The organism is Pseudomonas sp. HAR-UPW-AIA-41 (genome assembly GCF_002304225.1).
Taxonomy (GTDB): Bacteria; Pseudomonadota; Gammaproteobacteria; order Pseudomonadales; family Pseudomonadaceae; genus Aquipseudomonas.
Map to the genome: position 1 here is coordinate 822241 of NZ_NSLB01000001.1, position 25554 is coordinate 847794.

General features: G+C 62.8%; 25 protein-coding genes and 1 pseudogene. 21 read left to right on the forward strand and 5 right to left on the reverse strand.

All coding sequences use genetic code 11. The features are described 5' to 3' along the window. On the reverse strand, positions 1 to 579 hold the full coding sequence (locus CK486_RS03815; protein WP_095938938.1) for a PilZ domain-containing protein: 579 nt from the start codon (positions 577 to 579) through the stop codon (positions 1 to 3). Between the two features lie 94 nt (positions 580 to 673). On the opposite strand from CK486_RS03815, the gene CK486_RS03820 reads away from it, so the two are divergent. Genes CK486_RS03820 through CK486_RS03830 form a run of 3 tightly spaced genes read left to right on the forward strand, consistent with a single transcriptional unit; the run spans position 674 to position 3864 of the window. Further along, complete coding sequence (locus CK486_RS03820; protein WP_095938939.1) at positions 674 to 1936, forward strand: lipoprotein-releasing ABC transporter permease subunit; 1263 nt, start codon at positions 674 to 676, stop codon at positions 1934 to 1936. Next, positions 1929 to 2612, forward strand: a complete 684-nt coding sequence (gene lolD, locus CK486_RS03825; protein ID WP_095938940.1) for a lipoprotein-releasing ABC transporter ATP-binding protein LolD — start codon at positions 1929 to 1931, stop codon at positions 2610 to 2612. Before CK486_RS03820 ends, lolD begins: the two co-directional genes overlap by 8 nt. Before the next feature lie 7 nt (positions 2613 to 2619). Next, a complete protein-coding gene (locus tag CK486_RS03830; RefSeq protein WP_095938941.1) occupies positions 2620 to 3864 on the forward strand; it encodes a lipoprotein-releasing ABC transporter permease subunit in 1245 nt (414 codons plus the stop codon). Between the two features lie 26 nt (positions 3865 to 3890). Here CK486_RS03830 and CK486_RS03835 read toward each other — a convergent pair whose 3' ends face one another. After that, a complete protein-coding gene (locus tag CK486_RS03835; protein WP_095938942.1) occupies positions 3891 to 4430 on the reverse strand; it encodes a DUF2062 domain-containing protein in 540 nt (179 codons plus the stop codon). Positions 4431 to 4539: 109 nt separating this feature from the next. On the opposite strand from CK486_RS03835, the gene CK486_RS03840 reads away from it, so the two are divergent. The 9 genes from CK486_RS03840 to CK486_RS03880 all read left to right on the forward strand — a co-directional run bounded on the left by CK486_RS03840 (position 4540) and on the right by CK486_RS03880 (position 14145). Further along, entirely contained in the window at positions 4540 to 6756 is a 2217-nt protein-coding gene (locus tag CK486_RS03840; protein WP_256574350.1) for a DNA internalization-related competence protein ComEC/Rec2, read from the forward strand. 130 nt (positions 6757 to 6886) lie between these two features. Next, entirely contained in the window at positions 6887 to 7555 is a 669-nt protein-coding gene (locus CK486_RS03845; RefSeq protein ID WP_095938944.1) for a MotA/TolQ/ExbB proton channel family protein, read from the forward strand. Further along, positions 7552 to 7983, forward strand: a complete 432-nt coding sequence (locus tag CK486_RS03850; protein ID WP_095938945.1) for a biopolymer transporter ExbD — start codon at positions 7552 to 7554, stop codon at positions 7981 to 7983. The genes CK486_RS03845 and CK486_RS03850 overlap by 4 nt, the downstream gene beginning before the upstream one ends. Before the next feature lies 1 nt (position 7984). Continuing rightward, positions 7985 to 8989: a tetraacyldisaccharide 4'-kinase gene (gene lpxK / locus CK486_RS03855; RefSeq protein WP_095938946.1), complete on the forward strand. Its 1005-nt coding sequence runs from the start codon at positions 7985 to 7987 to the stop codon at positions 8987 to 8989. Positions 8990 to 9023: 34 nt separating this feature from the next. Beyond that, on the forward strand, positions 9024 to 9209 hold the full coding sequence (locus CK486_RS03860; RefSeq protein ID WP_095938947.1) for a Trm112 family protein: 186 nt from the start codon (positions 9024 to 9026) through the stop codon (positions 9207 to 9209). A 2-nt stretch (positions 9210 to 9211) separates the two neighbouring features. Then, positions 9212 to 9973, forward strand: coding sequence for a 3-deoxy-manno-octulosonate cytidylyltransferase (kdsB, locus tag CK486_RS03865; RefSeq protein ID WP_095938948.1), 762 nt, complete (start codon positions 9212 to 9214; stop codon positions 9971 to 9973). A 109-nt stretch (positions 9974 to 10082) separates the two neighbouring features. Then, positions 10083 to 10547: a low molecular weight protein-tyrosine-phosphatase gene (locus CK486_RS03870; protein ID WP_095938949.1), complete on the forward strand. Its 465-nt coding sequence runs from the start codon at positions 10083 to 10085 to the stop codon at positions 10545 to 10547. Continuing rightward, positions 10544 to 11563, forward strand: coding sequence for a UDP-N-acetylmuramate dehydrogenase (gene murB, locus CK486_RS03875; RefSeq protein ID WP_095938950.1), 1020 nt, complete (start codon positions 10544 to 10546; stop codon positions 11561 to 11563). The genes CK486_RS03870 and murB overlap by 4 nt, the downstream gene beginning before the upstream one ends. A 53-nt stretch (positions 11564 to 11616) precedes the next feature. Further along, a complete protein-coding gene (locus CK486_RS03880) occupies positions 11617 to 14145 on the forward strand; it encodes a cation-translocating P-type ATPase (protein ID WP_095938951.1) in 2529 nt (842 codons plus the stop codon). Here CK486_RS03880 and CK486_RS03885 read toward each other — a convergent pair. After that, positions 14106 to 14534, reverse strand: coding sequence for a YqaA family protein (locus tag CK486_RS03885; RefSeq protein ID WP_371915477.1), 429 nt, complete (start codon positions 14532 to 14534; stop codon positions 14106 to 14108). The genes CK486_RS03880 and CK486_RS03885 overlap by 40 nt on opposite strands. Positions 14535 to 14642: 108 nt before the next feature. Next, positions 14643 to 17676: pseudogene (gene rne, locus CK486_RS03890) on the reverse strand (ribonuclease E). 560 nt (positions 17677 to 18236) lie between these two features. On the opposite strand from rne, the gene rluC reads away from it, so the two are divergent. From rluC to CK486_RS03910, 3 genes are read left to right on the forward strand one after another with little or no spacing between them, the layout of a single operon-like run. Next, entirely contained in the window at positions 18237 to 19190 is a 954-nt protein-coding gene (rluC, locus tag CK486_RS03900) for a 23S rRNA pseudouridine(955/2504/2580) synthase RluC (RefSeq protein ID WP_095938953.1), read from the forward strand. Beyond that, the gene (locus CK486_RS03905) at positions 19150 to 19875 is read left to right on the forward strand and encodes an HAD-IA family hydrolase (protein ID WP_095938954.1); all 726 of its coding nucleotides are present in this window, start codon (positions 19150 to 19152) and stop codon (positions 19873 to 19875) included. The genes rluC and CK486_RS03905 overlap by 41 nt, the downstream gene beginning before the upstream one ends. Beyond that, positions 19865 to 20830: a S49 family peptidase gene (locus CK486_RS03910; RefSeq protein ID WP_095938955.1), complete on the forward strand. Its 966-nt coding sequence runs from the start codon at positions 19865 to 19867 to the stop codon at positions 20828 to 20830. Before CK486_RS03905 ends, CK486_RS03910 begins: the two co-directional genes overlap by 11 nt. 45 nt (positions 20831 to 20875) lie before the next feature. Here the strand turns inward: CK486_RS03910 and CK486_RS03915 are convergent, their stop codons facing one another. After that, on the reverse strand, positions 20876 to 21454 hold the full coding sequence (locus CK486_RS03915; protein WP_095938956.1) for a nucleoside triphosphate pyrophosphatase: 579 nt from the start codon (positions 21452 to 21454) through the stop codon (positions 20876 to 20878). Between the two features lie 106 nt (positions 21455 to 21560). On the opposite strand from CK486_RS03915, the gene CK486_RS03920 reads away from it, so the two are divergent. The 6 genes from CK486_RS03920 to acpP all read left to right on the forward strand — a co-directional run bounded on the left by CK486_RS03920 (position 21561) and on the right by acpP (position 25520). Beyond that, positions 21561 to 22088, forward strand: coding sequence for a YceD family protein (locus CK486_RS03920; protein ID WP_095938957.1), 528 nt, complete (start codon positions 21561 to 21563; stop codon positions 22086 to 22088). Between the two features lie 13 nt (positions 22089 to 22101). Then, on the forward strand, positions 22102 to 22284 hold the full coding sequence (rpmF, locus tag CK486_RS03925; RefSeq protein WP_095938958.1) for a 50S ribosomal protein L32: 183 nt from the start codon (positions 22102 to 22104) through the stop codon (positions 22282 to 22284). Between the two features lie 2 nt (positions 22285 to 22286). Beyond that, positions 22287 to 23297, forward strand: coding sequence for a phosphate acyltransferase PlsX (gene plsX / locus CK486_RS03930; RefSeq protein WP_095938959.1), 1011 nt, complete (start codon positions 22287 to 22289; stop codon positions 23295 to 23297). Between the two features lie 98 nt (positions 23298 to 23395). After that, positions 23396 to 24334: an ACP S-malonyltransferase gene (gene fabD / locus CK486_RS03935; protein ID WP_095938960.1), complete on the forward strand. Its 939-nt coding sequence runs from the start codon at positions 23396 to 23398 to the stop codon at positions 24332 to 24334. Between the two features lie 14 nt (positions 24335 to 24348). After that, positions 24349 to 25092: a 3-oxoacyl-ACP reductase FabG gene (fabG, locus tag CK486_RS03940; protein WP_095938961.1), complete on the forward strand. Its 744-nt coding sequence runs from the start codon at positions 24349 to 24351 to the stop codon at positions 25090 to 25092. Between the two features lie 191 nt (positions 25093 to 25283). Further along, positions 25284 to 25520 carry an acyl carrier protein gene (gene acpP / locus CK486_RS03945; RefSeq protein ID WP_095938962.1) on the forward strand — a complete coding sequence of 79 codons (237 nt, stop codon included), beginning with the start codon at positions 25284 to 25286 and terminating at the stop codon, positions 25518 to 25520. Positions 25521 to 25554 lie beyond the last annotated feature (34 nt).

The window sequence follows — 25554 nt, forward strand, 5'->3', positions numbered from 1 at the left end:
CTATTGGTTATCCTGTTCACGGGCCTGGCGGCGCTCCAGTGCCTGTTTCTGCAGAATGTGCCGGGCCAGCAACTGACGCTGGGTATCGGTCAGCGCCTCGAACTCGGCGCCGATCTCGTAACTGCCATCCTCGCGCAGGCGGCAGTGGGCAATCTGCGCGCGCAAGAGCAGGCCGAGGGCCTGCGGCATCAGCACCATCTTCAGCGCGACATGGCTGCCGATTTCGGCACTCTGGCTGCTGGGGAAGCTAATGCCTCCCTCGGACAGACTGACCTTGCGTGGGGCACCGATTTCGCGCAGCAGACCCTGGGCCATGGCCTGGCCGAGCAGGTCGATGCGCTTGTTGATGATTTTCAGGTAGTCGGCCAGGGTGCGGTCGCGCCCGCTGATCTGCCGTTGCAGGTGCTGCGACTCGTAGTCCAGCAGGTGTAGTTCGCTGAGCAGATTGAACAGTGGCGACGGGTCGTGCAGCACATCCTGAGCCAGTGCCTCGGGGCCGCTCAGGGGGTGAAATTCCAGTGCGATCGTATCTTCGATACGGTAGTATTCGCGGCGGTCATCCGCGTCTGGTGTCGACATGGCGAACCCCGACTGGTAGCGATGGTCTGAGTGTAAACGCTGCCAGCCAAGCCCCGCCACAAGGACGTTTTTTCCCTCCGTATTTCAGGCCGACATGTTCAGACCCTTTCCCGTTTTCATCGGCAGTCGCTATACCCGTGCCCGCCGCCGCAGCCACTTCATTTCGTTCATCTCGCTGACCTCGATCATCGGCCTCGCCCTGGGCGTACTGGTGATGATTCTGGTGCTGTCGGTGATGAACGGCTTCGACCGTGAAATGCAGCAGAAGGTGCTCGGCATGGTGCCGCACGCCACGCTGGAGGCCTATCAGCCGCTGGGCAACTGGCATGAGCTCAGCGACGAACTGAGCGCCCGTCCGGAAGTCGCCGCGGTAGCGCCGTTCATTCAGCTGCGTGGGCTGCTGAGCAATAACGGCGTGGTGCAGAAGGTGCTGCTCAATGGCGTGCAGCCCGAGTTGGAAGACCGCGTGTCGATCATCTCGCGCTTCTTTCTGCCCGAGCAGGGCAGTCTGGCCAGTCTGCAGCCCGGTGAATTCGGCATTGTCATCGGCGACAAGGCGGCCAACAACCTGGGCGTGAAGATCGGCGACAAGGTCACCTTCATCGCGCCAGATGTGGCGGTGACACCTGCCGGCGTCTTTCCGCGGATGAAACGCTTCACCGTGGTAGGGCTGTTCCACGTGGGCGCCGGCGAGCTGGATGGCTACCTCGGTCTGGTGCACATCGCCGATGCCGGCCGCCTGCACCGCTGGAAGCCTGATCATGTGCAGGGTCTGCGCCTGAAGTTGCACGACCTGTTCCAGGCCCCGCAGCTGGCCTGGGAGCTGGTGCGGGATCGCTCGAACAAGGATTACGACTATTACGCCAGTGACTGGACGCGCAGCCACGGCAATCTGTACCAGGCCATCCGCATGGAGAAGTCGATGATCGGCATGTTGCTGCTGCTGATCATTGCGGTGGCGGCCTTCAACATCATTTCCACGCTGATCATGGTGGTGAACGACAAGCGTTCGGATATCGCCATTCTGCGCACCCTGGGCGCCACTCCACGTCAGATCCTCGCCATTTTCATGGTGCAGGGCACGGTGATCGGCGTGATCGGCACCGCCATTGGCTGCGTGCTGGGCATACTCGCCGCGCTCAATGTGAGTGCCGCCGTGCGCTGGCTGGAAGGTGCGCTGGGCCACCAGTTCCTCAATTCCGACGTGTATTTCATCGATTATCTGCCGTCCCAGGTGATGGCTCAGGATGTGCTGCTGATCTGTGGCGCGGCACTGCTGCTGAGTTTCCTGGCGACCCTGTATCCGGCCTGGCGTGCCTCGCGCACGCAGCCTGCGGAGGCTTTGCGTTATGAGTGATAAGGCGGTTCTGAGCTGTCGCAACCTGGGCAAGTCCTACGAGGAAGGCCCGCAGTCGGTACAGGTGCTGGCCGGGGTCGAGCTGGAGCTGCATGCCGGCGAGCGCGTGGCCATCGTCGGTTCGTCCGGGTCAGGGAAGAGCACCCTGCTGAACATGCTCGGCGGCCTCGATGTGCCCAGCGAGGGCAGTGTCTGGCTGGCCGGCGAGGAGCTTTCGGCGCTCAGCGAGACGGCGCGCGGCATGCTGCGCAACCGTGCGCTGGGCTTCGTCTACCAGTTCCACCACCTGCTGCCGGAGTTCAGCGCTCTGGAAAACGTCTGTATGCCACTGCTGATCGGCCGTACGCCGATCGCCGAGGCCCGTCAGAGCGCCACCACCTTGCTGGAGCGTGTAGGGCTGGGCCATCGCCTGTCGCACAAACCGGCCGAACTCTCCGGTGGCGAACGCCAGCGCGTGGCGATTGCCCGTGCGCTGGTCAACCAGCCGCAACTGGTACTGCTCGATGAGCCCACCGGCAACCTCGATCAGCACACCGCTCATGGCATTCAGGAGCTGATGCACGAGCTGGCTCAGTCGCTGCGCACGGCCTTTCTGGTGGTGACCCACGACATGAACCTGGCGCGGCAGATGGACCGTGTCCTGCGCCTGGAGGAGGGTCGCCTGGTGGCGGCCTGATCAGACCATGTTCAGACCCCTGGCGATCTACATCGGCCTGCGCTACACCCGTGCCAAGCGGCGCAACCAGTTCATCTCCTTCATCTCGCTGACGTCGATGATCGGCCTGTCACTCGGCGTGCTGGCGATGATTCTGGTGCTGTCGGTGATGAACGGTTTCCAGAAGGAAATGAGTTCGCGCATTCTCGGCATGGTGCCGCACGCCAGTCTCAACGGCGTGCAGCCGCTGGATGACTGGCGGGCGGTGGCGGCGACTGCCGCGCAGCATCCGCAGGTGATCGGCGTGGCGCCGCTGACCCAGCTGGACGGCATGCTGTCGTTCCGCGGCATGATGCAGCCGGTGCAGATCGATGGCGTGCTGCCGGCCGAAGAGGCCAAGGTCTCTATCGTCGCCCGGCATCTGGTGCGCGGTAAGCTCGAGAACCTGGTGGCCGGTGAGCAGGGCATTGTCATTGGCGACCTGACCGCCCGGCGCTTCCGCGTTTCGGTGGGGGACAACCTGACCCTGATCGTGCCGGAGGCCTCCACGGGCGCCGGCGGGATTACCCCGCGCCTGCAGCGCTTCACCGTGGTCGGGATCTTCAAGGTTGGTGCCGAGCTGGATGGCAGCCTGGCTATGATCCACGTTGCCGATGCTGCCAGCCTGCAGCGCTGGCAGCCCGAGCAGGTGCGTGGTGTGCGTCTGAAGTTGCGCGATCTGTATCAGGCGCCGCAGGTTTCCCAGCAACTGGTTGCGCACCTGGGGCTGGGGTTCAAGGCGGACGACTGGACCCACACCCAGGGTGGCCTGTTCAGCGCCATGAAGATGGAAAAGACCATGATCGGCCTGCTTCTGCTGCTGATCATCGCGGTCGCGGCCTTCAACATCATCGCCACTCTGATCATGGTGGTGACCGACAAGCGCACGGATATCGCCATCCTGCGCACGCTGGGCGCCACGCCACGGCAGATCATGGCGGTGTTCATGGTGCAGGGTTCGGTGATCGGCGTGATCGGCACACTGATTGGCGGTGTGCTCGGGGTGATCGGCGCGTTGAACATCAGCCAGTGGGTGCTCAAGTTCGAGCAACTGCTGGGCAGTCATGTGTTCACGTCGGATGCCTACTACGTCAGCTCGCTGCCTTCCGACCTGCAGGCCGGTGATGTGCTGCTGGTCTGCAGTGCGGCCCTGCTGATGAGTTTTCTCGCCACCCTCTACCCGGCACTGCGGGCCTCGCGTACTCAGCCTGCCGAGGCGTTGCGCTACGAGTGAGCTTGTCAGGGTAAAGAAAAAGCCAGCTACTGCTGGCTTTTTTCATGCTGCTGACGTCGCTGCTGGCAGCGTTTTCGCCAGCTGTGCGCCACGTGCAGGCGCCACAGCCAGTGGGTCAGGAAAAAACACAACGTGGCGCTGACAAGTCCGGTGATCACCGAACCCAGCAGGAAGGGTTGCCATAGGGTACTCAGCTCATTGCTGATCCAGGCCCAGGTCAGTTCGTCTGGCAGGCTGCGCGGCGGAACATCCATCAGCCAGGCGCCTAGTAAATAAGTGCAGTAGAAAATCGGTGGCATGGTGATGGGGTTGGTCAGCCAGACCAGACCGACAGAGATCGGCAGGTTGCCGCGAAGCCAGACCGCCAGAAAGGCGGCCAGCAGCATCTGCATGGGGACGGGGATGAAGGCCGCGAACAGGCCGGCGGCCATGGCGCGGGCTACCGAATGGCGGTTGAGGTGCCAGAGGTTGGGGTCATGCAGCAGAGGACCGAGAAAGCGCAGCGACTTGTGTTCGCGGATGCTGTCCGGGTCGGGCATGTAGCGTTTGATCAGGTGACGGGGCATGGCCGGGCTCGTGGCGAAAACCGCCGGCTATTATGCATGCAGGTCATGACGCTGGCTGTCACAAGGTGTGACAGGGCGGTGACCCGAAAGGCCACAGGGATGATTGCCGATGCGCACAGGGATGCTGGCGCTGATTGCCGGTTTGCTCAGCCTGCGCGGCTTGAGCGAACTGCCACCACTGGGTTGGCTGCTGCCGCTGCTGGCCGTGGCGCTGATGCTGCTGCCTTACCGGCTGTACTGGCTGGGGCTGTTTATGCTGGGCTTCTGCTGCTCGGTGCTGATGGCGCACGGCGTGTTGGCCGACCGCCTGGCCCCGGAGCTGGATGGCCGCACGCTGTGGCTGGAAGGGCAGGTCAGCGGTCTGCCTGAGCGACGCGAAGGGCTCCTGAGTTTTCAGCTGGAAAATCCCACCGCCCGCCGCGCCTCTTTACCGACCCGCCTGCGCCTGAGTTGGCGCGATGCCCCCGATGTGCGTGCCGGTGAGCGCTGGCGGTTGGCAGTGAAGCTGCGCCGGCCGGTGGGTATGAGCAATCCGCAGGGTTTTGACTACGAGGCCTGGCTGGCCGCCCAGAGCATTGGCGCGCTGGGCTCGGTCAAGGCCGGGCAGCGCCTGTCCGCCGTGCCGCTGGCCGGCTGGCGCGAAGAGCTGCGCCAGCGTCTGCTCAGCCACGCCGCCATGTGGAGGGAAGGCGCGGTCGCGGCGCTGGTACTGGGCGATGACAGTGGCCTGAGTGATGCCGACTGGCAGGTGCTGCAGGCAACCGGCACGGTGCATCTGCTGGTGATTTCCGGTCAGCATGTGATGCTGCTGGCGGCGCTGGTGTATGCCCTGATCGCCGGGCTGGCGAGTTTGGGCTGGTGGCCGGCAGGTTGGCCATGGCTTGGGCCGGCCTGCCTCGGTGCCTGGCTGGCGGCCCTGGGGTATGGCGTTCTGGCTGGCCTGGAGGTGCCGGTACAGCGTGCCCTGGTGATGCTGGCGCTGATCCTGCTGTGGCGTTGGTGCTTTCGCCAGCTGCGGGTCTGGGATGGCTGGCTGCTGGCGATGCTGCTGGTATTGCTCTGGCAGCCATTGGCCAGTCTGCAGGCTGGTTTCTGGCTGTCGTTCGGGGCCGTGGGCTGGCTGATCTGGGGGCTGGCCGGACGGCTGGGCGGTTATTCGTTCTGGCAGCTGCTCTGGCGTCCACAGTGGCTGCTGACCCTGGGCCTGCTGCCGGTCCTGCTGGCGCTGGGGCTGCCGCAAAGCCTGAGTGCGCCGCTGGCCAATCTGCTGGCGGTGCCCTGGGTCAGTTTTGTCAGTGTGCCACTGGCCCTGCTGGGAACGCTCTGTCTGCCGGTTCCGCTGCTTGGCGAGGGATTGCTGTGGCTGGCCGGGGCCTCGCTGCACGGTCTTTTCTGGCTGCTGCAGGTCATCTCCGGCTGGATTGCTCCCTGGTACGCACCCTCGGTTCCAGGCTGGGCGGTTCTTCTGGCGTTACTGGGTGTGGTTTGCCTGACACTGCCCGCCGGCTTGCCTGTGCGCGTGCCCGGTATCCTGCTCTGCCTGCCGCTGTTCTGGCCGCCGACGGCGTTGCCGCCGAAGGGGGAAGCGCAGGTATGGTTGCTGGATGTCGGTCAGGGGCTGGCCGTGCTGGTGCGAACCCGGGAGCACGCGCTGTTGTATGACGCCGGGCCCGCCGTGCCGGGTTTCGACACCGGAGCGCGGATTGTCGTGCCCAGTCTGCGCTATCTCGGTGTGCGCCAGCTCGATCTGTTGCTGCTCAGTCATGCCGACCGCGACCATACCGGTGGTGCGCAGGCGCTGCTGGACGCCCTGCCCGTTAAAGCTGTGGTTAGTGGTGAGCCCGGTCAGTTGCCAGCCAGTTGGGCCGTTCAGCCTTGCCCGGTGCGCCAGTGGCACTGGAATGCCGTGCGTTTCAGCCAGTGGCAGTGGGCGGCGGGCGAGGGCAACAGTGCCTCCTGTGTCCTGCTCATCGAGGCCGCCGGCGAGCGCCTGCTGCTGACCGGTGACATGGATAGCGCGGCTGAACAGCAATGGCTCAAGGCGCATCCCGGTATCAGCGTGGATTGGCTGCTGGCGCCGCATCATGGCAGTCGCACTTCCTCTTCCCCTGCGTTGCTGGCGGCGACACGACCGCCTCATGTCCTGCTGGCACGAGGCCGCTACAACCCATTCGGCCATCCCCATGCCGAGGTGCTGGCGCGTTATCGGGAGGCTGGTGCAAAGGTGCACGACACCGCGCTGCAAGGCGCCATACGTATTGAGCTGGGTGCGCAGCGGTCGGCGCTGCATTGGCGGCAGCAGGGTGGCTTTTGGCAGGAAAAATGAGAACGAAGGCCGTCGGCGCGCCAAGGGCTCTGTGATAGTCTCTCTGCCCAGATCGCGCGCTGTGGCTGAGGCCTTCGGCGAGCGGTCATCCAATAAAAAGTGTTGTGCTTGATCTAGGGGAATTCACACCGTGTGGGAGCTGGTTAAAGCTGGTGGCTGGATGATGCTGCCGATCATCCTGTGTTCGATCGCCGCAGCCGGCATCATTGCCGAACGTCTGTGGACCTTGCGCCCGGCGCGCATTACCCCCAGCCACCTGCTCGGTCAGGTGTGGTTGTGGATCAAGGACAAGCAGCTCAACAGTCAGAAGCTCCGGGAGCTGCGTGCCAGCTCGCCGCTGGGCGAGATCCTCGCGGCCGGTCTGGCCAACTCCAAGCATGGTCGCGAGATCATGAAAGAGTGCATCGAGGAAGCGGCCGCCCGTGTGATCCATGAGCTGGAGCGCTACCTCAATGCGCTTGGCACCATCGCCGGTATCGCCCCGCTGCTCGGTCTGCTGGGCACGGTGCTGGGCATGATCGATATCTTCAGTGCCTTCATGGGCAGCAACATGGCCAATGCCTCGGTGCTTGCCGGCGGTATCGCCAAGGCGCTGATCACCACGGCGGCCGGTCTGTTTGTCGCCATCCCGGCTCTGTTCTTCCACCGTTTCCTGCAGCGCCGCGTCGATGAGCTGGTGGTGGGCATGGAACAGGAAGCGATCAAGCTGGTTGAAGTGCTGCAGGGTGACCGCGACGTCGACATGGGCGAGAGCCCGGAAGTGGCGAAGAAGGACAAGAAAGAGGGCAGGAAGGCGTGAAATTCCGGCGCAAGGCGCGGGAGAACGTCGAGATCAACCTGGCGTCGTTGATCGACGTGGTGTTCATCCTGCTGCTGTTCTTTGTGGTCACCACCACCTTTACCCGCGAAACCCAGCTCAAGGTTGATCTGCCCGAGGCGGCCAGCGGCACGCCGCCGCAGCCCAGCGAACTGAAAACCCTGGAAGTGCTGATTGGCGTGGACGGCGGCTATTCGCTCAATGGCCAGACTCTGCTGAAAAGCGACCTGCCGAGCCTGATGAGCGCGCTTCAGAAAGAGTCCGAGGGTGACAACAGCCTGCCGGTAGTGATCTCGGCCGATGCCAAGACCCCGCACCAGGCTGTGATTACCGCCATGGATGCGGCCGGCAAGCTCGGCTTTGCTCATCTGCGCATCACTACGGTCGAGGCGCAGGCGGAACAGCCCTGACATGAGCGTTGGCGATCGCCTGCTGGCGGCCTGGTACAACGGCCATCCGGCGCTGTGTGTACTCAGACCGCTCTCGGCGTTGTACCGCCGGGTGGTGCAGGGCAAGCGCGCGGCCTTTCTCAGTGGCCGCAAGCCGGCTTACCGCGCACCGGTGCCGGTCATTGTGGTTGGCAACATCACCGTTGGCGGCACCGGCAAGACGCCGCTGATTCTCTGGTTGATCGAACATTGCCGCCGTCTTGGCCTCAAGGTCGGCGTGGTCAGCCGTGGCTATGGCGCACAGCCACCGAGCTATCCCTGGCGGGTGCGCGCCGAGCAGCCGGCCAGTCAGGCGGGCGATGAACCGCTGCTGATCGTGCAGCGTAGCGGCGTTGCGCTGATGATCGATCCCGACCGCAGTGCGGCCGTGCGCGCGCTGCTGGCGGAAGAAGATCTCGACCTCATCCTCTGTGACGACGGCCTGCAGCATTACCGTCTGGCCCGTGATCTGGAACTGGTGCTTATTGATGCCGCGCGCGGCCTGGGCAATGGCCGCTGCCTGCCGGAGGGGCCGCTGCGTGAGCCGGCCGAGCGCCTGCAGAGCGTCGATGCCTGTCTGTTCAACGGTGCTGCGCAAGACTCGCAGGCGGGTTTTGCCTTCCGTCTCAATCCCACCGAACTGGTCAACTTGCACGATGGCGAGCGCGTCTCGCTCAGTCATTTCCCCCCGGGGCAGGCCATGCATGCTGTCGCCGGCATTGGCAATCCACAGCGTTTCTTCACCACCCTCAAGGGGTTAAACTGGCAGCCTGTCGAGCATCCATTCGCCGATCATGCGCCGCTGAGCGCCGAGCTGCTGCGTTTTGCGCCGCCGCTGCCGCTGGTGATGACCGAGAAGGATGCCGTTAAGTGCCGCCATTTCGCCGCCCCTGACTGGTGGTACCTGGCGGTGCAGGCGCAGCCATCGCCTGCCTTTATCGCCTGGCTGGACGGGGAGCTGCAGCGACTGCTGCCCGGACGCCTGTAACCGTACCCGCCGTCTTCATTCAAGGAACCGCCCGATGGATCCCAAACTGCTCGATATCCTCGCCTGTCCGGTCTGCAAAGGCCCGCTGCAACTGTCCGAAGACAAGACCGAGCTGATCAGCAAGGGCGCCGGCCTGGCCTATCCGATCCGCGACGGCATTCCGGTGATGCTGGAAAGCGAAGCGCGCACCCTGAGCACCGACGAGCGCCTGGACAAGTAAGCATGAGTACTGCCTTTACCGTCGTCATTCCGGCCCGTTACGCCTCCAGCCGTCTGCCCGGCAAACCGCTGCAGGACATCGCCGGCAAGCCCATGGTTCAGCATGTCTGGGAACAGGCGAAGAAAAGCGCCGCCAGCCGCGTGGTCATTGCCACCGACGACGCGCGCATCGTCGAAGCCTGCCAGGCCTTTGGTGCCGAGGTCCTGCTGACCGATGCCGGGCACAATTCCGGCACCGACCGCCTGGCCGAGGTGGCTACTCAGCTGCAACTGGCCCCTGATGCCATTGTGGTCAACGTGCAGGGCGATGAGCCGCTGATTCCCCCGGCCATCATCGATCAGGTTGCGGCCAATCTGGCGGCTCACCCCGAGGCGGGCATTGCCACTCTGGCCGAGCCGATCGACAGTATCGAGACGCTGTTCAATCCGAACGCCGTCAAGGTTTCCAGTGACATCAACGGCCTGGCGCTAACCTTCAGCCGTGCTCCACTGCCTTGGGCGCGCGATGCCCTGGCCCGTAGCCGTGATGAGCTGCCAGCCGGTGTGCCATACCGCCGTCACATCGGCATTTATGCCTACCGCGCGGGTTTTCTCCACGATTTCGTGGCCTGGGGACCATGCCTGCTCGAGGATACCGAGTGTCTGGAGCAGCTGCGGGCACTCTGGCATGGCGTGCGTATCCATGTGGCCGATGCCCTGCAATCGCCGCCGGCCGGGGTGGATACCCCCGAGGACCTGGAGCGGGTACGCCGTCTGCTGGCCTGATTCGGCCGGTCGCGTTCGTTGCGACCGACCATTTTCCCCTCTCCGGGCCACAAGCCCGCTGGGGTGAGCCGGTCCACAGGCCGGCTCCCGAGCTGATCGAGGTGCCTTGATGCACGTGCTGTTTGTTTGTCTGGGCAATATCTGCCGTTCGCCCACGGCCGAAGGCGTTCTGCGCCACAAGTTGGCGGAGCAGGGGCTGAGCAAGCAGGTGCTGGTGGACTCGGCCGGCACCGGCGACTGGCACGTGGGCAAGGCCCCCGATCCGCGTACCCGAGAAGCCGCTTCCCGTCGCGGGTATGATCTTTCGCCCCTGCGTGGCCGTCAGGTAACAACTGACGACTTTGCCCGCTTCGACCTGATTCTGGCCATGGATGCTCATAACCTGGCCCATCTGCAACGCCTGCGCCCGGCACAACCGAGGGCGGAGCTGGATCTTTTTCTGCGCCGTTATGATTCGCCTCTCGATGAAGTTCCCGACCCCTATTACGGTGGTGCGCAAGGCTTCGAGCAGGTGCTCGATCTGATCGAAGACGCCTGTGACGGCCTGATCCGTGAAATCCGGGGGCGCCTGTGAGTCTGACCGTACGGGAAAACCAGTCGCTGAAAGCCTTCAACACCTTTGGCATCGAGGCGGCGGCGCGTTACTTCGCCGAGGCACAGAGCGATGCCGAGGTGCGCGAAGCCTTGCAGTGCGCGCAGCAACTGGGGGTGCCGATGCTGGTCATCGGTGGCGGCAGCAACCTGCTGCTGACTGCTGATGTACCGGCGCTGGTGCTGCGCATGGCCAGCCGTGGGCGGCGCATGCTGCCGGGTGATGGCGAACAGGTCATCGTCGAGGCTGAAGCCGGCGAACCCTGGCATGAGTTTGTGCAGTGGACCCTGGGGCAGGGACTGCAGGGCCTGGAAAACCTCAGTCTGATTCCCGGGACCGTGGGCGCCGCGCCCATGCAGAATGTCGGGGCCTACGGGGTCGAGATCAAGGACGTGTTTGCCGGCCTGACGGCGCTGGACCGGCAGACCGGTGAACTGCGCGACTTCGCCCTGGAAGACTGCGCCTTTGCCTATCGCGACAGCCTGTTCAAGCGTGAGCAGGGGCGCTGGCTGATCCTGCGTGTGCGTTTTGCCCTGCGTCAGGCCGGTAGCCTGCATCTGGACTACGGTCCGGTGCGTCAGCGCCTGCTGGAAATGGGCATCGAGCAGCCAACGGCGAAAGACGTCGGGGCGGCCATCTGCGCGATCCGTCGGGAAAAACTGCCCGATCCGGCCGAGCTGGGCAATGCCGGCAGTTTTTTCAAGAATCCGCTGGTGCCGCAGGCGCTGGCAGAGCGGATACGCGCCGAGCATGCCGATCTGGTGGCTTATCCGGCAGGCGAGGGAATGGTCAAACTGGCCGCCGGCTGGCTGATCGACAAGGCCGGCTGGAAGGGCTTTCGTGAAGGCGATACCGGTGTCCATCGCCATCAGGCGCTGGTGCTGGTCAACTACGGTCAGGCCAGCGGTCGCCAGATTCATCAGTTGGCCCAGCGCATTCAGGCCGATATCCAGACGCGTTTTGGCGTGACTCTGGAGATGGAGCCGAATCTGCTCTGAGACGGTTGCTCGGCTAGGCTTGTCAGGATTGAGGTCTTGGTTCAGGAGTCACCATGCCGGAGGCATTTCCCCGTGGCCTGAGCCAGGCTGAAGCGGCGGCGCGTCTGGCCGCCGAAGGCGGCAATCAGTGCCAGCAGGAGTCGGCTCGGGGCTGGCGTATTCTGCTTGGCCAGTTGCTGCGCGAGCCGATGTTTGTCCTCCTGCTGGCCGCGGGCAGCCTGTATCTGATGATGGGTGACAGCCGCGAAGCGCTGATTCTGCTGGGCTTCGTGGTCATCATCATGACCATCACCCTGTTGCAGGAGCGCCGCACCGAGCGGGTGCTGGAGGCGCTGCGCGATCTGTCCAGTCCGCGCGCGCTGGTGGTCCGTGACGGTCAGCCTCAGCGTATCCCGGCAACGAATGTGGTGTGCGACGACATTCTGCTGCTGGCCGAGGGCGATCGCGTGCCGGCCGATGGTGTGCTGCTGCAGGCTCATGAGCTGGCGTGCGACGAGTCCATGCTCAGTGGCGAATCGGTGCCCGTGGCCAAGTTTGCCGATGGCGCCAGCGCTTATGCCGGGACGCTGGTGGTGCGGGGGCAGGGTGTGCTGCGGGTGACGGCTACTGGCAAGCACACGGAGCTGGGACGGATTGGCCAGTCGCTGCAGGCGATTGAGGTCAGCGACTCACCGCTGCGCCAGGAAATGGCCCGCCTGACCCGACGCCTCACGCTGCTGGCCGGCCTGCTCTGTATCGGTCTGGCTTTGCTGCACTGGTGGTTGAGCAGCGGCTGGCTGGCCAGCCTGCTCAGCGGCATCACCCTGGCCATGGGCATCCTGCCGCAGGAGTTCGCGGTCATCCTCATCGTGTTCATGGCTCTGGGCGCACGCCGGCTGGCGCAGCATCAGGTGCTGACCCGGCAATTGAACAGTATCGAGACGCTGGGGCAGACCACCGTGCTGTGCGTCGACAAGACCGGCACGCTGACTCATAACCGCATGCGGGTAGCGGCGTTGCAGGTTGCGGACGGCTATCTGGATGTTCAGGCCTGGCAGGATCAGGCGCTGCCCGAGGCCTACCACGAGTTGCTTGAATACGCGGTGCTGGCCAGCGAAACCGCACCGCAGGATCCGATGGAGCTGGCGTTCCAGCGTTTTGCCGATGAATTTCTCAGTGGTACCGAGCACCTGCACGCCGACTGGGCGCTGGTGCGCGAGTACGAGCTGTCGGCGCAGCAACTGGCCATGTCCCATCTCTGGCAGGCGCAAGCTCATGAACCCCTGTTCGTAGCCTGCAAAGGTGCTCCCGAGGCGATTGTCGATCTGTGTCATTTGAACGACGAGGAGCAGGCCAAGGTCTTGCGGCAGGCGGCGCAGATGGCCGAGGTCGGCTTGCGCGTGCTGGCAGTGGCCAAGGCCAGGCATGTCCAGGCTCTGGGTTGGCCGGAGTGTCAGCATGACTTCGAATTCAGTCTGGTCGGACTGATCGGCCTGCTCGATCCGTTGCGTGAAGAGGTGCCGGCGGCCATTGCCGAGTGTCAGCAGGCGGGCATCCGCGTGCTGATGATTACCGGTGATCACCCCCGTACTGCGCGGGCCATTGCCCAGTCAGCCGGGATACAGGCAGGAGAGGTGCACAGCGGGTCGGAGCTGGCCGCCATGTCGGCCATCCAGCTGAGTGATTGCGTGGCGCGCAGTGCCGTATTTGCCCGGGTCTCGCCGGCGCAGAAGCTGGCCATCGTCGAGGCGCTCAAGGGCAATGGCGAAGTGGTGGCCATGACCGGTGACGGGGTCAACGACGCACCGGCACTGAAGGCGGCGCATATCGGCATCGCCATGGGCAAACGAGGTACCGATGTGGCCCGCGAGGCGGCGGCGCTGATTCTGCTGGAGGATGACTTCACCGCCATTGTCCGGGCGGTGGCGCTGGGCCGGCGCATCTTTGCCAACCTGCGTCAGGCGCTGATCTATACCCTGGCGGTGCATGTGCCGATCATTCTGCTGGCACTCCTGCCGCTGCTGTTCGGCTGGCCGCTGTTGCTGGCCCCCATGCATATCGCCTTTCTCGAACTGGTCATCGATCCGGCCTGCTCGATCGTGTTCGAAGCTGAATCGGGCTCCCGGCAGTTGATGAAGCAGCGGCCGCGTCCGCTGACAGAAGCGTTAGTGAGTAGGGCGCATGTGCTGATGAGTCTGTTGCAGGGCGCGGGTGTCGGTGTGGCGGTGGCTGTGCTGTATGGTGGCAGCCTGCGTTACGGTGTGGCGGTCGAGGTCGCGCGCGGCATGGCGTTCAGTGCGCTGGTGCTGAGCAATGCACTGCTGATCTTCGCCTGTCGCTCGGCTCGGCTCGGTTGGCGGGCGATGTTCGGTGGTTTGTCGCGAACCGGTCTGTGGGTGCTGACGGCAACGCTGGCCGGGGTGCTGCTGGTGTGTGGTGTGCCGGCGGTGGCGCCGTTGTTCGCCTTTGAGCCGCCGAGTGCGCTGCAGTGGCTGCTGGTTGTGCTGGTGGCGCTGTCACTACTGGGGTATTTCAGTCTGCTCAAATGGCTGCTGGCGGGGGCTCAGCTCCAGCCGAGCGTCAGGGCGCAGAGCAGCAGATAACGCCCGGCCTTGGCCAGAGTAACCAGCAGAAGAAAACGCCACAGCGGTTCGCGCAGGGTGCCGGCGATTAGTGTCAGGGGGTCGCCAATGATCGGCATCCAGCTCAGCAGCAGGCTCCAGTGACCGTAACGGCCATACCACTGTTGTGCCCGCAGCAGTTGCGCGGGGTTGAGCGGAAACCAGCGGCGGTCACGCAGATGCAGCAGGTAGCGGCCCAGCCACCAGTTCACCAGCGAGCCAAGAATATTGCCCAGGCTGGCGACTGTCAGCAGCAGCCAGAGTGCTTGTGGTCGGTCCATCAGCAGGGCGACCAGCAACGCTTCCGACTGCAGCGGCAGCAGGGTGGCGGCACCGAAGGCGCTGATAAACAGCATGAGCAGCTGGCTGATTAGGCTCATGAGGGGACTCGGAGGCGTGGGGGTAGACCTGAGTGGTCCGGCAGCAGATATAAAAAAGGGGGATGCTTGTGGCATCCCCCTTTTTCATTACGCGGGTGATTAGACCTGCGGCTTTTCTACTTCGGCTTCATCGGCGCTGAGCGCAACAGGCTGCGGCTCGGCGCTGACTGCTTCAGCTGTGACAGGCGTTTGTTCGACAGCCGCTACTGCTGCTTCGGCCACGGCTGGCTGCTCACTGCTGACGCTGGTATCCACCGCTGTTTCAACCACTTCGGCGACAACCTCGGCAGCTACCGGCGCTGCCTTGGCGGCTTCGGCGGCCTCACGGGCCAGGCGCTCGGCTTCCAGGCGCTGACGACGACGCTCGCGCGGGTCGTTCAGTGCACGCCCGGTTTCCGCCACGATTGCCGGAGCGATGACCTCGCTGGCGACAACAGGCGCAGCCTCGACAGCGCTTTCTGCCGGGGCAGGTGCCTCAGCCTGGACCGCTACTACTTCAACAGTCGGCTCAACAGCGGCCGGGGCAGGTGCGGCTTCATGCGCCACTGCTGGCTCAGTCTGGCTTTGCTCTGGTTCTGCTGCGCTGGCTGCTTGAACCGGGCTGGCCGGCTCTTCGCTGACAACGTTGGCTTCGGCAGCAGGCTGGCTGACTTCAACGCTGCTGGTCTGTGCTTCTGCGGCGGCTTCAATGACCTCGCTGACAACGGCAGCGACGCTGGCGGCCACTACAGTGCTGTCGGCAGAGGCGGCAGCGGCAGCGCTCTCGCCACTCTCTTCTGCCACATCAATACCGGCTTCGCGCTGACGGTCACGACGGTTGCTGCGACGGCGCTGGCCACGCGAGCGGCGGCGTGGGCGATCACCTTCGCTGCCTTCTGCGCCTTCGATGCCCTCATCCTGCAGCAGCTCTTCGTTCGGCAGTTCTTCCTCGGCTACCGGGGCGGCATCCAGGATCGGACGCAGCTGGCGCTCTTCACGCGGCTGGCGGCCTTCGCGTGGTTGACGCTCTTCGCGCGGGGCGCGCTCGGCACGCTCTTCACGAGGCTGACGCTCTTCACGTGGAGCGCGTTCTTCACGCGGCCTGGCGCTCTTCGCGAGGAGCACGTTCGGCACGCTCTTCGCGAGGCTGACGCTCCTCACGCGGGGCACGCTCGCGGCGACCTTCCTGGCCTTCACGCGGTTGGCGCTCTTCGCGCGGGGCGCGCTCACGACGGGCTTCCTGGCCTTCGCGCGGCTGACGCTCTTCACGCGGCTGGCGTTCGCCACGTTCTTCGCGGTTGCCGCGCTCTTCACGTGGTTTGCGCTCTTCATCGCGGCGGCCGTCACGGCGGCGATTCTGGCTGCGGCCGTCGCGGCGCTCACTGCGCTGCGGCTGACGCGGAGCCGGTTCGGCCGGAGCAGCAGCTACCGGTTGTTCTTCCTTGCTGGCGAACAGGCTGACCAGCGATTTAACCAGGCCCTTGAACAGGCTCGGCTCGGTAGCAGGCTGCGGAGCCAGAGCGGCCGGAGCCGGCGCCGGGGTAGCAGCAGGAGCCGGCTGGCTCGGCGCTACGGTTTTTACTGCGGCTTCCTGGCGAACCAGGGTGCGGGTGGCGCTGACCGGCTGGGCATCTTCCGCTTCGCTCGGGGCCATTTCGTAGCTCGACAGGCCGGCCATGACTTCCGGGCTGTCATCGCGCAGACGCTGCACTTCGAAGTGCGGCGTTTCGAGATGGTCGTTCGGCAGAATGATGATGCGCGCGCGGGTGCGCAGCTCGATCTTGGTGATGGCGTTGCGCTTCTCGTTGAGCAGGAAGGCGGCAACCGGGATCGGCACCTGGGCGCGAACCTCGGCGGTACGATCCTTCAGCGCTTCTTCTTCGATCAGGCGCAGGATGGCCAGCGACAGGGATTCGACGTCGCGGATGATGCCCTGACCGTTGCAGCGCGGGCAGACGATGCCGCTGGTCTCGCCGAGGGACGGACGCAGGCGCTGACGGGACATTTCCAGCAGACCGAAGCGCGAAATGCGGCCGACCTGGACGCGGGCGCGGTCGGCTTCCAGGGCTTCGCGGACTTTTTCTTCCACAGCGCGCTGGTTCTTGGCTGGAGTCATATCGATGAAGTCGATGACGATCAGGCCGCCGATATCACGCAGGCGCAGCTGGCGGGCGATTTCTTCGGCCGCTTCCAGGTTGGTCTGCAGGGCGGTTTCTTCGATGTCGCCGCCTTTGGTCGCGCGCGCCGAGTTGATGTCGATGGACACCAGGGCTTCGGTCGGGTCGATGACGATGGAGCCGCCGGACGGCAGCTTCACTTCGCGCTGGAAGGCGGTTTCGATCTGGCTTTCGATCTGGAAGCGGTTGAACAGCGGCACGCTGTCTTCGTATAGCTTGATCTTGCTGGCGTACTGCGGCATGACCTGCTGGATGAAGGACAGGGCTTCTTCCTGGGCCTCGACGCTGTCGACCAGAACTTCACCGATGTCCTGGCGCAGGTAGTCGCGGATGGCGCGGATGATGACGTTGGATTCCTGATAAATCAGGAACGGCGCGCTTTTCTCGCCCGAGGCGTCCTTGATGGCGCTCCACAGTTGCAACAGGTAGTCGAGGTCCCACTGCAGTTCTTCGCTGGAGCGGCCAAGACCTGCGGTGCGCACGATCAGGCCCATGTCGGCCGGTGCGTTGAGGCCGTTCAGAGCCTCACGCAGTTCGTTGCGCTCCTCACCCTCGATGCGGCGGGAGATGCCACCGGCGCGCGGGTTGTTCGGCATCAGCACCAGATAGCGGCCGGCCAGGCTGATGAAGGTGGTCAGGGCAGCGCCTTTGTTGCCGCGCTCTTCCTTCTCCACCTGAACGATGACTTCCTGGCCTTCCTTCAGGACTTCCTTGATGTTGACGCGGCCTTCGGGGGCCTTGGTGAAGTATTCGCGGGAGATTTCCTTGAGCGGCAGGAAGCCGTGGCGCTCGGCGCCGAAGTCGACGAAGGCAGCCTCGAGGCTGGGTTCGACGCGAGTAATGCGGCCCTTGTAGATGTTGGCCTTCTTCTGCTCACGAGCACCGGATTCGATATCCAGGTCATAGAGCTTCTGGCCATCTACCAGAGCAACACGCAACTCTTCAGGTTGAGTTGCGTTAATCAGCATTCTTTTCATGTAGTACCGTTCGGTCTCCGGGCTATCCGGAAGCGGCGGTCGGCACACACGACTCTCTTGGTCGGTGTTCAGGTGCGCTGCAGGGGAGGCGGGCCTTCCCTGTGTCCAGCAAATGCAGCCTGTGGCCACATTGCGACGGCGTCTCCTGCTTGCTGTAACGACAGGAAGCAATCAATCAGGAGGAGGAATCAATCGGGGGCAGCGGACAAACTAGCGCATCATCTCGATGCGGGGTCACTTGCTGCAGGCCGGTTGTGCGTCTCCACCCTACACATCAATCCAGAAAATCGGGTGCCGCTCACTGAATCCGGAAGCGGGTTTCACATTGGGCAAATCATCAACGCGATTTGCTCGTTCTCATTTCCAGTACTCGGTTTACGAATGGTGCACGTTGTTGGGGCATTCATTCGAAGGACGGTCTGGCGTCCTCTTATCGGGTCGCAGGCGGCGCATATGGGACTTTTCCCCTTGTGGCGCGGCCAGGCCGCTTTGGACGGCTTCGCGACTATAGCAGCAACCATTAAGTGCTTCAATTGCATAAAAATTGTTATCATCTGGGCATGACAACTCCTCCCTCTCCAACTGCTGGCGTGCAAATGCTGGAAGTTGCGCCGGAATATGCCGGTCAGCGTATCGATAACTTTCTCCGCACCCAGCTCAAGGGTGTGCCCAAAACGCTTATCTATCGCATTCTGCGAAAGGGTGAGGTGCGGGTGAACAAGGGGCGGATCAAGCCCGAGTACAAGCTGCAGGCCGGTGATGTGGTGCGTGTTCCGCCGCTGCGGGTGGCTGAGCGTGACGAGCCTGCGCCGCTGGCGCAGGGGCTGCTTGAGCGGCTTGAGGCTGCCATCGTCTACGAGGACAAGGCGCTCATCGTGCTTAACAAGCCGGCCGGTATTGCCGTGCACGGCGGCAGTGGCCTCAATTACGGCGTGATTGAAGCGTTCCGGCAGTTGCGGCCGGATGCCAAGGATATCGAGCTGGTCCACCGTCTGGATCGCGATACCTCGGGCCTGTTGATGATTGCCAAGAAGCGCAGCATGTTGCGCCATCTGCATGAGGCGCTGCGCGGTGATGGCGTCGACAAGCGCTACCTGGCGCTGGTGCGCGGCAGTTGGCCGACCGCCAAGAAAAAGATCAGTGCTCCGCTGCTGAAGAACAATCTGCGTTCCGGCGAGCGTATGGTTGAGGTCAATCCCGAGGGTAAAGAGGCGCTGACCGTGTTTCGCGTGGTGCGCCGCTTTGGTGAGTTTGCCACCCTGGTCGAGGCCAGTCCGATTACCGGGCGCACCCATCAGATCCGTGTGCATGCCAGGCACGCCGGGCATGCCATTGCCGGTGATCCTAAATATGGTGATGAGGATTTCACCCGCGTGATTCGCGAGCTGGGCGGTAAGCGTCTGTTCCTGCATTCTCATGCGCTGCGCGTCACCCTGCCGGATGGGCAGGAGCTGAGCCTCGAAGCGCCGGTCGATGCGATGTGGGCGAGTACGCTGGAGCGTCTGGGTGGCTAGGTATCAGGCGCTGATTTTCGACTGGGATGGCACTCTGGTCGATTCCATTGGTCGTATTGTCGAGTCTCTGCGTGAAGCGGCCGAGGTCTGTGCGCTGCCGCAACTCTCCGATAATGCCTTGCGCGGCATCATTGGCCTGGGTTTGCCAGAGGCGGTACGGGCTCTGTATCCCGATATGCTTGATCCGGCGCGGGTTCAGCGGTTCCGTCAGGCCTACAGCGAGCATTACCTGCATCTGGAGTCCGAGCCTTCGCGACTGTTTCCCGGTGTTGCCGACGCCTTGGAGGCTTTTCGTGATCAGGGCTATCGTTTGGCGGTGGCGACCGGCAAGAGTCGCCATGGTCTGCAGCGAGTGCTCGAGGGGCGGGGTTGGGAGAATTATTTCGATATCACCCGCTGCGCCGACGAAACAGCCAGCAAGCCGAATCCGCGGATGCTGGAGGAGATTCTCGAGTATTTCGCGTTGCCTGCCGCGGCGGCTGTGATGGTGGGGGATTCTTCCTTCGATCTGCAGATGGCCAGAAATGCGGGTATGGATTCGGTGGCGGTGGGTTACGGTGCGCAGTCACTTGATGGGTTGCGCGAGCACGGGCCGGTATTGGCTGTCGAGCATTTTGATCAGTTGCGTCACTGGCTGGAGTCAGGGGTGGCGCCGAAGGTAAAGGAAGAGGCCTATGTCGGATGATCTGAAGTCGGGTGACGAGCGTAGCTGGAAACTATTGGAGAAGACTCTGCTGGCTGGTGTGCAGGAGCAGAAGCGGGCGCGTCGCTGGGGCATTTTTTTCAAGCTGCTGACCTTTGTTTATCTGTTCGGTGCTCTGGCATTGTTTGCTCCGCAGATGGATCTCCAGGATGCGGCGGCGCGCGGCAAGGCGCATACCGCCGTGGTGGAGGTGCGCGGCATGATCGCTGACCAGGAGCCTGCCAGTGCCGACAATATCGTGGGCAGCTTGCGGGCGGCCTTCAAGGATCCGAATACCAAGGGTGTGGTGCTGCGTATCAACAGTCCGGGCGGCAGTCCGGTTCAGTCCGGCTATATCTACGACGAGATCCGTCGCCTGCGTGCTGAGCACAAGGAAATCAAGGTTTATGCGGTCATTACCGACCTTGGTGCTTCCGGGGCTTACTACATCGCCAGTGCTGCTGATGCTATTTATGCCGACAAGGCCAGTCTGGTCGGATCGATTGGGGTGACGGCATCCGGCTTCGGCTTTGTCGGCGTGATGGATAAGCTGGGTGTTGATCGGCGCATCTATACAGCCGGCGAGCACAAGGCATTTCTGGATCCGTTCCAGCCGCCAAAGGATGAGGAAACGGCATTCTGGAAAACTGTGCTGGAAACCACGCATAAGCAGTTCATTGCCAGTGTCAAGCAGGGGCGCGGTGAGCGCCTCAAGGACAAGGAGCATCCGGAGTTGTTCAGTGGCTTGATCTGGTCGGGTGAGCAGGCGCTGCAGCTTGGTCTGATCGATGGTCTGGGTAACAGCAGCTATGTGGCGCGCGAAGTGATCGGGGCGAAGGATCTGGTGGATTACACGCATCAGGAAACGCCGCTGGACCGTTTTGCCAAGAAGCTGGGCGCCAGTGTGGCTGAACATGTGGCGATCTGGGCTGGTTTTGCCGGGCCGCAGTTGCGCTGAGTGTTCTGTATCGGTGAAAGAGCCCGGCAATGCCGGGCTTTTGCTTTAGGGGAGGGTAATCCCTTCATTTATTAGCATGTCGACCAGGCGGATCAGGGGGAGGCCGATCAGGCTGGTGCTGTCTCTGCCCTCGGTGCTGGCGAACAGGCTGATGCCCAGTCCTTCGGACTTGAAGCTGCCGGCGCAGTCGTAGGGTTGTTCGGCATGCAGGTAGCGCTCGATCTGGGCGTCGCTGAGTTGGCGGAAATGCACGGTAAAGGGTACGCAGGCGACCTGGCAGTGGTTGTTCTGGCTGTTGAAAAGGCACAGGCCGGTCAGGAAGGTTACGCTGCGGCCACTGGCAGCCTGCAGTTGTGCTTTTGCGTTGTTGAATGTGTGCGGTTTGCCGATGATCTGTCCGTCCAGGGTGGCGACCTGGTCTGAGCCGATGATCAGGTGCGCCGGATGGCTGCTTTGGAGGGCGCGGGCCTTGGCTTCGGCCAGTCGGCAAACCAGCTGTTCGGGGTGTTCGCCGGCTAGTGGGGTCTCATCGGTTGCGGGCGGCGAGGTGCTGAACGGCAGGCGCAGGCGTTCCAGCAGTTCGCGGCGATAGCGAGAGGTGGAGGCCAGAACCAGTGGCAGCATGGCGAATTCTCAATCTGAACAAGGAATTGCGATTTTAGCGGGCGCCAGGGAGAAAGGCGGAATTTTCTTTGACAGCGCCTGGGGGCATCCCTAGAATGTCGCGCCTATGTTGAATGCACCGATTCCACCTCATGTCGATCCGCGCAAGCTGGCTGATCGCGGAATAACTCTCGAGGGGGTTGTTCCGGTAAAAAGCCTGCCGCGGTTGTGCGAGCAATTGACCGATGACCTCGGTGAAGTGCAAGTACGGCTGACATTCGAGCGTGATGAGCAGCGTATACCGGTTATCCGGGGCTCGCTCGATGTTGAGGTCAGGATGATTTGCCAGCGTTGTCTGGAGCCGGCGGCTTTGCCGGTTCATGGCGAATACATCTACGCCATGGTAAGAGAGGGCGATTCTGAGCGCTCTCTGCCTAAAGGCTACGATGCGCTGGAAGTGGGTGAAGAGCCCTTGGATGTGCTGACAATGGTTGAAGACGAGCTTCTGCTCTCTTTGCCGATTGTTCCTGTCCATGATGCAAAAGTTTGCCAGCAGCCGGCGGGCCAAGATGAGCCAGAGCCGAATGAGAACGAGGTTTCGCGGTCCAACCCGTTCAGCGTACTGGCTCAGTTAAAGCGTGACCCAAACGTTTAGGAGTTAATCAGTTATGGCTGTTCAGCAGAACAAAAAATCCCGTTCCGCTCGTGACATGCGTCGTTCCCATGACGCTCTCGAGGCCAGCACCCTGTCCGTCGAGAAGAGCACCGGTGAAGTCCACCTGCGTCACCACGTAACTCCGGAAGGCGTTTACCGTGGCCGCAAAGTCGTCAACAAGGACGCTGCTGAGTAATCTTGTCAGCTTCTGTTGTTGCGATTGACGCAATGGGCGGGGACTTCGGTCCCCGTTGCATTGTTCCGGCCTGCCTTTCGGCAATGGCTGAAAATCCCTCCCTCGAACTGATCCTTGTTGGTCAGGCTCCTGTTCTCGAAGACATTCTTTCCCGCCAGTCTGGTGTGGATCGCGCGCGCCTGCGCGTCGAACATGCCAGTGAAATCATTGCCATGGATGAGCGGCCTGCTCAGGCCCTGCGCAACAAGCCCGATTCCTCCATGCGTCAGGCGCTGGAACTGGTACGTCAGGGGCGGGCGCAGGCTTGCGTAAGTGCCGGCAATACCGGTGCATTGATGGCCTTGGCGCGCTATGTGCTGAAAACCCTGCCGGGTATTGACCGTCCGGCGATGGTGACGGCCATTCCCACCCAGACAGGGCGAACGCTGCTGCTTGATCTGGGTGCCAATGTCGATTGCAGTGCTGAGCACCTCTACCAGTTCGCGGTGATGGGGGCTGTTGCTGCTGAGGTGCAGGGCAAGTCCAGGCCGCGCATTGCCTTGCTCAATGTCGGCACCGAGGACATCAAGGGCAATCAGCAGGTGAAGCTGGCTGCGAGCCTGTTGCAGCAGGCAGATGAGCTGAACTACTGCGGCTTCATCGAGGGCGATGGTCTCTATCGCGGTGAGGCGGATGTGGTGGTGTGTGACGGCTTCGTCGGCAATATTCTGCTCAAGTCCAGCGAAGGCCTTGTCACCATGTTGTCGGCGCGGATTGCCTCGTTGTTCAAGGAAAGTCTGGGTTCGCGCCTGGTCGGCTCGCTGGCCATGCCGTTGCTGCGGCGTCTGCAGGATGAGCTGGCGCCTGCCCAGCACAATGGAGCAAGCTTTCTCGGGTTGCAGGGCATTGTGGTGAAAAGCCATGGCAGTGCCGATGAGGATGCCTTCAAGGTGGCGATTGCGCGTGCGGTGGTTGAGGTGCGCGAGAATCTGCCGCAGCGTTTGCACAGTCGACTGGGGAATCTGCTGCTGTAGGATGTGACCCTGTGCGTCAGGTGGTCATCCAACTGTCAGTTTGTTGTGGCTGGCTAGGCCAGACGTCATTCTCCTGTTATCTGTAGAAGGTTGCCTCGATGTCCGCATCTCTCGCGTTCGTCTTTCCCGGTCAGGGCTCGCAATCGGTTGGCATGCTGGCCGAACTGGCGCAGCAACAACCCCTGATCCAGCACACTTTTAGCGAAGCCTCCGACGCGCTTGGCTATGACCTGTGGGCGCTGACCCAGCAGGGGCCTGAAGAGTCGCTCAATCAGACCGATAAAACCCAGCCGGCCATCCTCACTGCCTCCATTGCCCTGTGGCGCCTGTGGCAGGCCGAGGTGGCTGTGCAGCCAGCTTTCGTAGCGGGTCACAGTCTGGGTGAGTACTCGGCGCTGGTCGCTGCCGGCAGCCTGTCTCTGGCCGACGCTGTGCGGCTGGTTGAGCGTCGCGGGCAACTGATGCAGCAGGCTGTTCCCGCAGGTCAGGGCGGGATGGCGGCGATTCTGGGGCTTGAGGATGCTGATGTCCTGGCGGCCTGCGCTGAAGCGGAGCAGGGCGAGGTGGTCAGTGCGGTCAATTTCAATGCGCCGGGTCAGGTGGTGATTGCCGGTGCGGCCAGTGCCGTGGCTCGTGCCATCGAGGCCTGCAAGGCGCGTGGCGCCAAGCGCGCCATGGCCTTGCCGGTCAGTGTGCCTTCGCACTGTGCGCTGATGCGTCCGGCTGCCGAGCAGTTCGCGGCGTCCGTTGAGGCGCTCAGCTGGCAGGTGCCGTCCATTGCGCTGGTGCAGAACGTGAGTGCGGCTGTGCCTGCTGATCTTGCCGCTCTCAAGCGCGATCTGCTGGCGCAGCTCTACAGCCCGGTGCGCTGGGTTGAAACCGTGCAGTATCTGGCGGAGCAGGGTGTGACCGAGCTGGTCGAATGCGGCCCGGGCAAGGTGCTGTCGGGCCTCAACAAGCGCTGCGTGAAAGGCGTGAATACCCATAATCTGGAAACCCCGGATGCCTTCGCGGCAGCCCGGGCGGCTTTGCTCTGAGAGGGAGTGACGATATGCGATTGCAAGGAAAAGTAGCCCTGGTCACCGGCGCCAGCCGAGGCATTGGTCAGGCGATTGCTCTGGAGTTGGGTCGTCAGGGTGCCGTGGTGATTGGTACGGCAACTACGCCAAGCGGTGCCGAACGCATTGCCGAAACGCTGAAGGCCAATGGTGTCGAAGGCGCGGGCCTGGTCCTGGATGTGGCCAATGATGAGTCTGTGGCCACAACGCTGGAACACATTCAGCAGCACCTCGGTCAGCCGCTGATTCTGGTGAACAACGCCGGTATCACCCGCGACAATCTGATGCTGCGCATGAAGGATGACGAATGGTTCGATGTCATCAATACCAACCTCAATAGCCTCTATCGCTTGTCCAAGGGTGTGCTGCGTGGCATGACCAAGGCGCGCTGGGGTCGCATCATCAATATCGGCTCGGTGGTCGGAGCGATGGGTAATGCCGGGCAGGTCAATTACGCGGCGGCCAAGGCTGGTCTGGAGGGCTTTACCCGTGCCCTGGCGCGGGAAGTCGGTTCGCGGGCCATCACCGTCAATGCCGTGGCTCCCGGTTTTATCGATACCGACATGACCCGTGAGCTGACAGATGCTCAGCGTGAGGCCATGCTGACGCAGATTCCCCTTGGTCGTCTGGGTCAGGCTGAAGAAATTGCTGGCGTGGTGAGTTTTCTCGCTTCCGACGCCGCTGCCTATATCACCGGTGCCACCCTGCCGGTAAATGGCGGCATGTACATGAGCTAAATGTGACTCGGCCCTGCGCGAAACTGTCATACAGGCTGTCTAAAATCGGTTATAAAACTGCCATGCGGTTTGCCGACCGATGGGCAAGCCAGTGCAAGGGGCTGCGGTCTTTGGCTTGAAAGTTAGAAAACCCTTTCTATACACTGCAGCCCGAGCTGCACGGAATTTTTCCATAGGAGTGAAAATACGGTATGAGCACCATCGAAGAACGCGTCAAGAAAATCGTCGCCGAGCAACTGGGCGTTAAGGAAGAAGAAGTCACCAACAGCGCTTCCTTCGTTGAAGACCTGGGCGCCGACTCCCTTGACACCGTTGAGCTGGTGATGGCTCTGGAAGAGGAATTCGAGACCGAGATTCCGGACGAGCAAGCCGAGAAGATCACCACCGTTCAGGAAGCCATCGACTACGTTACTGCGCACAGCAAGTAATTTGTAATCGCTGTTTGCTGATCCGAAGAACCGC

Coding starts and splice junctions, on each gene's coding strand:
- CK486_RS03880 (WP_095938951.1), top strand. CDS start 11,617: ATGCCGGAGGCATTTCCCCGTGGCCTGAGCCAGGCTGAAGCGGCGGCG.
- lolD (WP_095938940.1), top strand. CDS start 1,929: ATGAGTGATAAGGCGGTTCTGAGCTGTCGCAACCTGGGCAAGTCCTAC.
- CK486_RS03915 (WP_095938956.1), bottom strand. CDS start 21,454: ATGCTGCCACTGGTTCTGGCCTCCACCTCTCGCTATCGCCGCGAACTG.
- fabD (WP_095938960.1), top strand. CDS start 23,396: ATGTCCGCATCTCTCGCGTTCGTCTTTCCCGGTCAGGGCTCGCAATCG.
- kdsB (WP_095938948.1), top strand. CDS start 9,212: ATGAGTACTGCCTTTACCGTCGTCATTCCGGCCCGTTACGCCTCCAGC.
- lpxK (WP_095938946.1), top strand. CDS start 7,985: ATGAGCGTTGGCGATCGCCTGCTGGCGGCCTGGTACAACGGCCATCCG.
- CK486_RS03920 (WP_095938957.1), top strand. CDS start 21,561: ATGTTGAATGCACCGATTCCACCTCATGTCGATCCGCGCAAGCTGGCT.
- CK486_RS03830 (WP_095938941.1), top strand. CDS start 2,620: ATGTTCAGACCCCTGGCGATCTACATCGGCCTGCGCTACACCCGTGCC.
- acpP (WP_095938962.1), top strand. CDS start 25,284: ATGAGCACCATCGAAGAACGCGTCAAGAAAATCGTCGCCGAGCAACTG.
- CK486_RS03905 (WP_095938954.1), top strand. CDS start 19,150: ATGCGATGTGGGCGAGTACGCTGGAGCGTCTGGGTGGCTAGGTATCAG.
- CK486_RS03835 (WP_095938942.1), bottom strand. CDS start 4,430: ATGCCCCGTCACCTGATCAAACGCTACATGCCCGACCCGGACAGCATC.
- rpmF (WP_095938958.1), top strand. CDS start 22,102: ATGGCTGTTCAGCAGAACAAAAAATCCCGTTCCGCTCGTGACATGCGT.
- CK486_RS03815 (WP_095938938.1), bottom strand. CDS start 579: ATGTCGACACCAGACGCGGATGACCGCCGCGAATACTACCGTATCGAA.
- CK486_RS03870 (WP_095938949.1), top strand. CDS start 10,083: ATGCACGTGCTGTTTGTTTGTCTGGGCAATATCTGCCGTTCGCCCACG.
- rluC (WP_095938953.1), top strand. CDS start 18,237: ATGACAACTCCTCCCTCTCCAACTGCTGGCGTGCAAATGCTGGAAGTT.
- CK486_RS03860 (WP_095938947.1), top strand. CDS start 9,024: ATGGATCCCAAACTGCTCGATATCCTCGCCTGTCCGGTCTGCAAAGGC.
- CK486_RS03820 (WP_095938939.1), top strand. CDS start 674: ATGTTCAGACCCTTTCCCGTTTTCATCGGCAGTCGCTATACCCGTGCC.
- CK486_RS03840 (WP_256574350.1), top strand. CDS start 4,540: ATGCGCACAGGGATGCTGGCGCTGATTGCCGGTTTGCTCAGCCTGCGC.
- fabG (WP_095938961.1), top strand. CDS start 24,349: ATGCGATTGCAAGGAAAAGTAGCCCTGGTCACCGGCGCCAGCCGAGGC.
- CK486_RS03910 (WP_095938955.1), top strand. CDS start 19,865: ATGTCGGATGATCTGAAGTCGGGTGACGAGCGTAGCTGGAAACTATTG.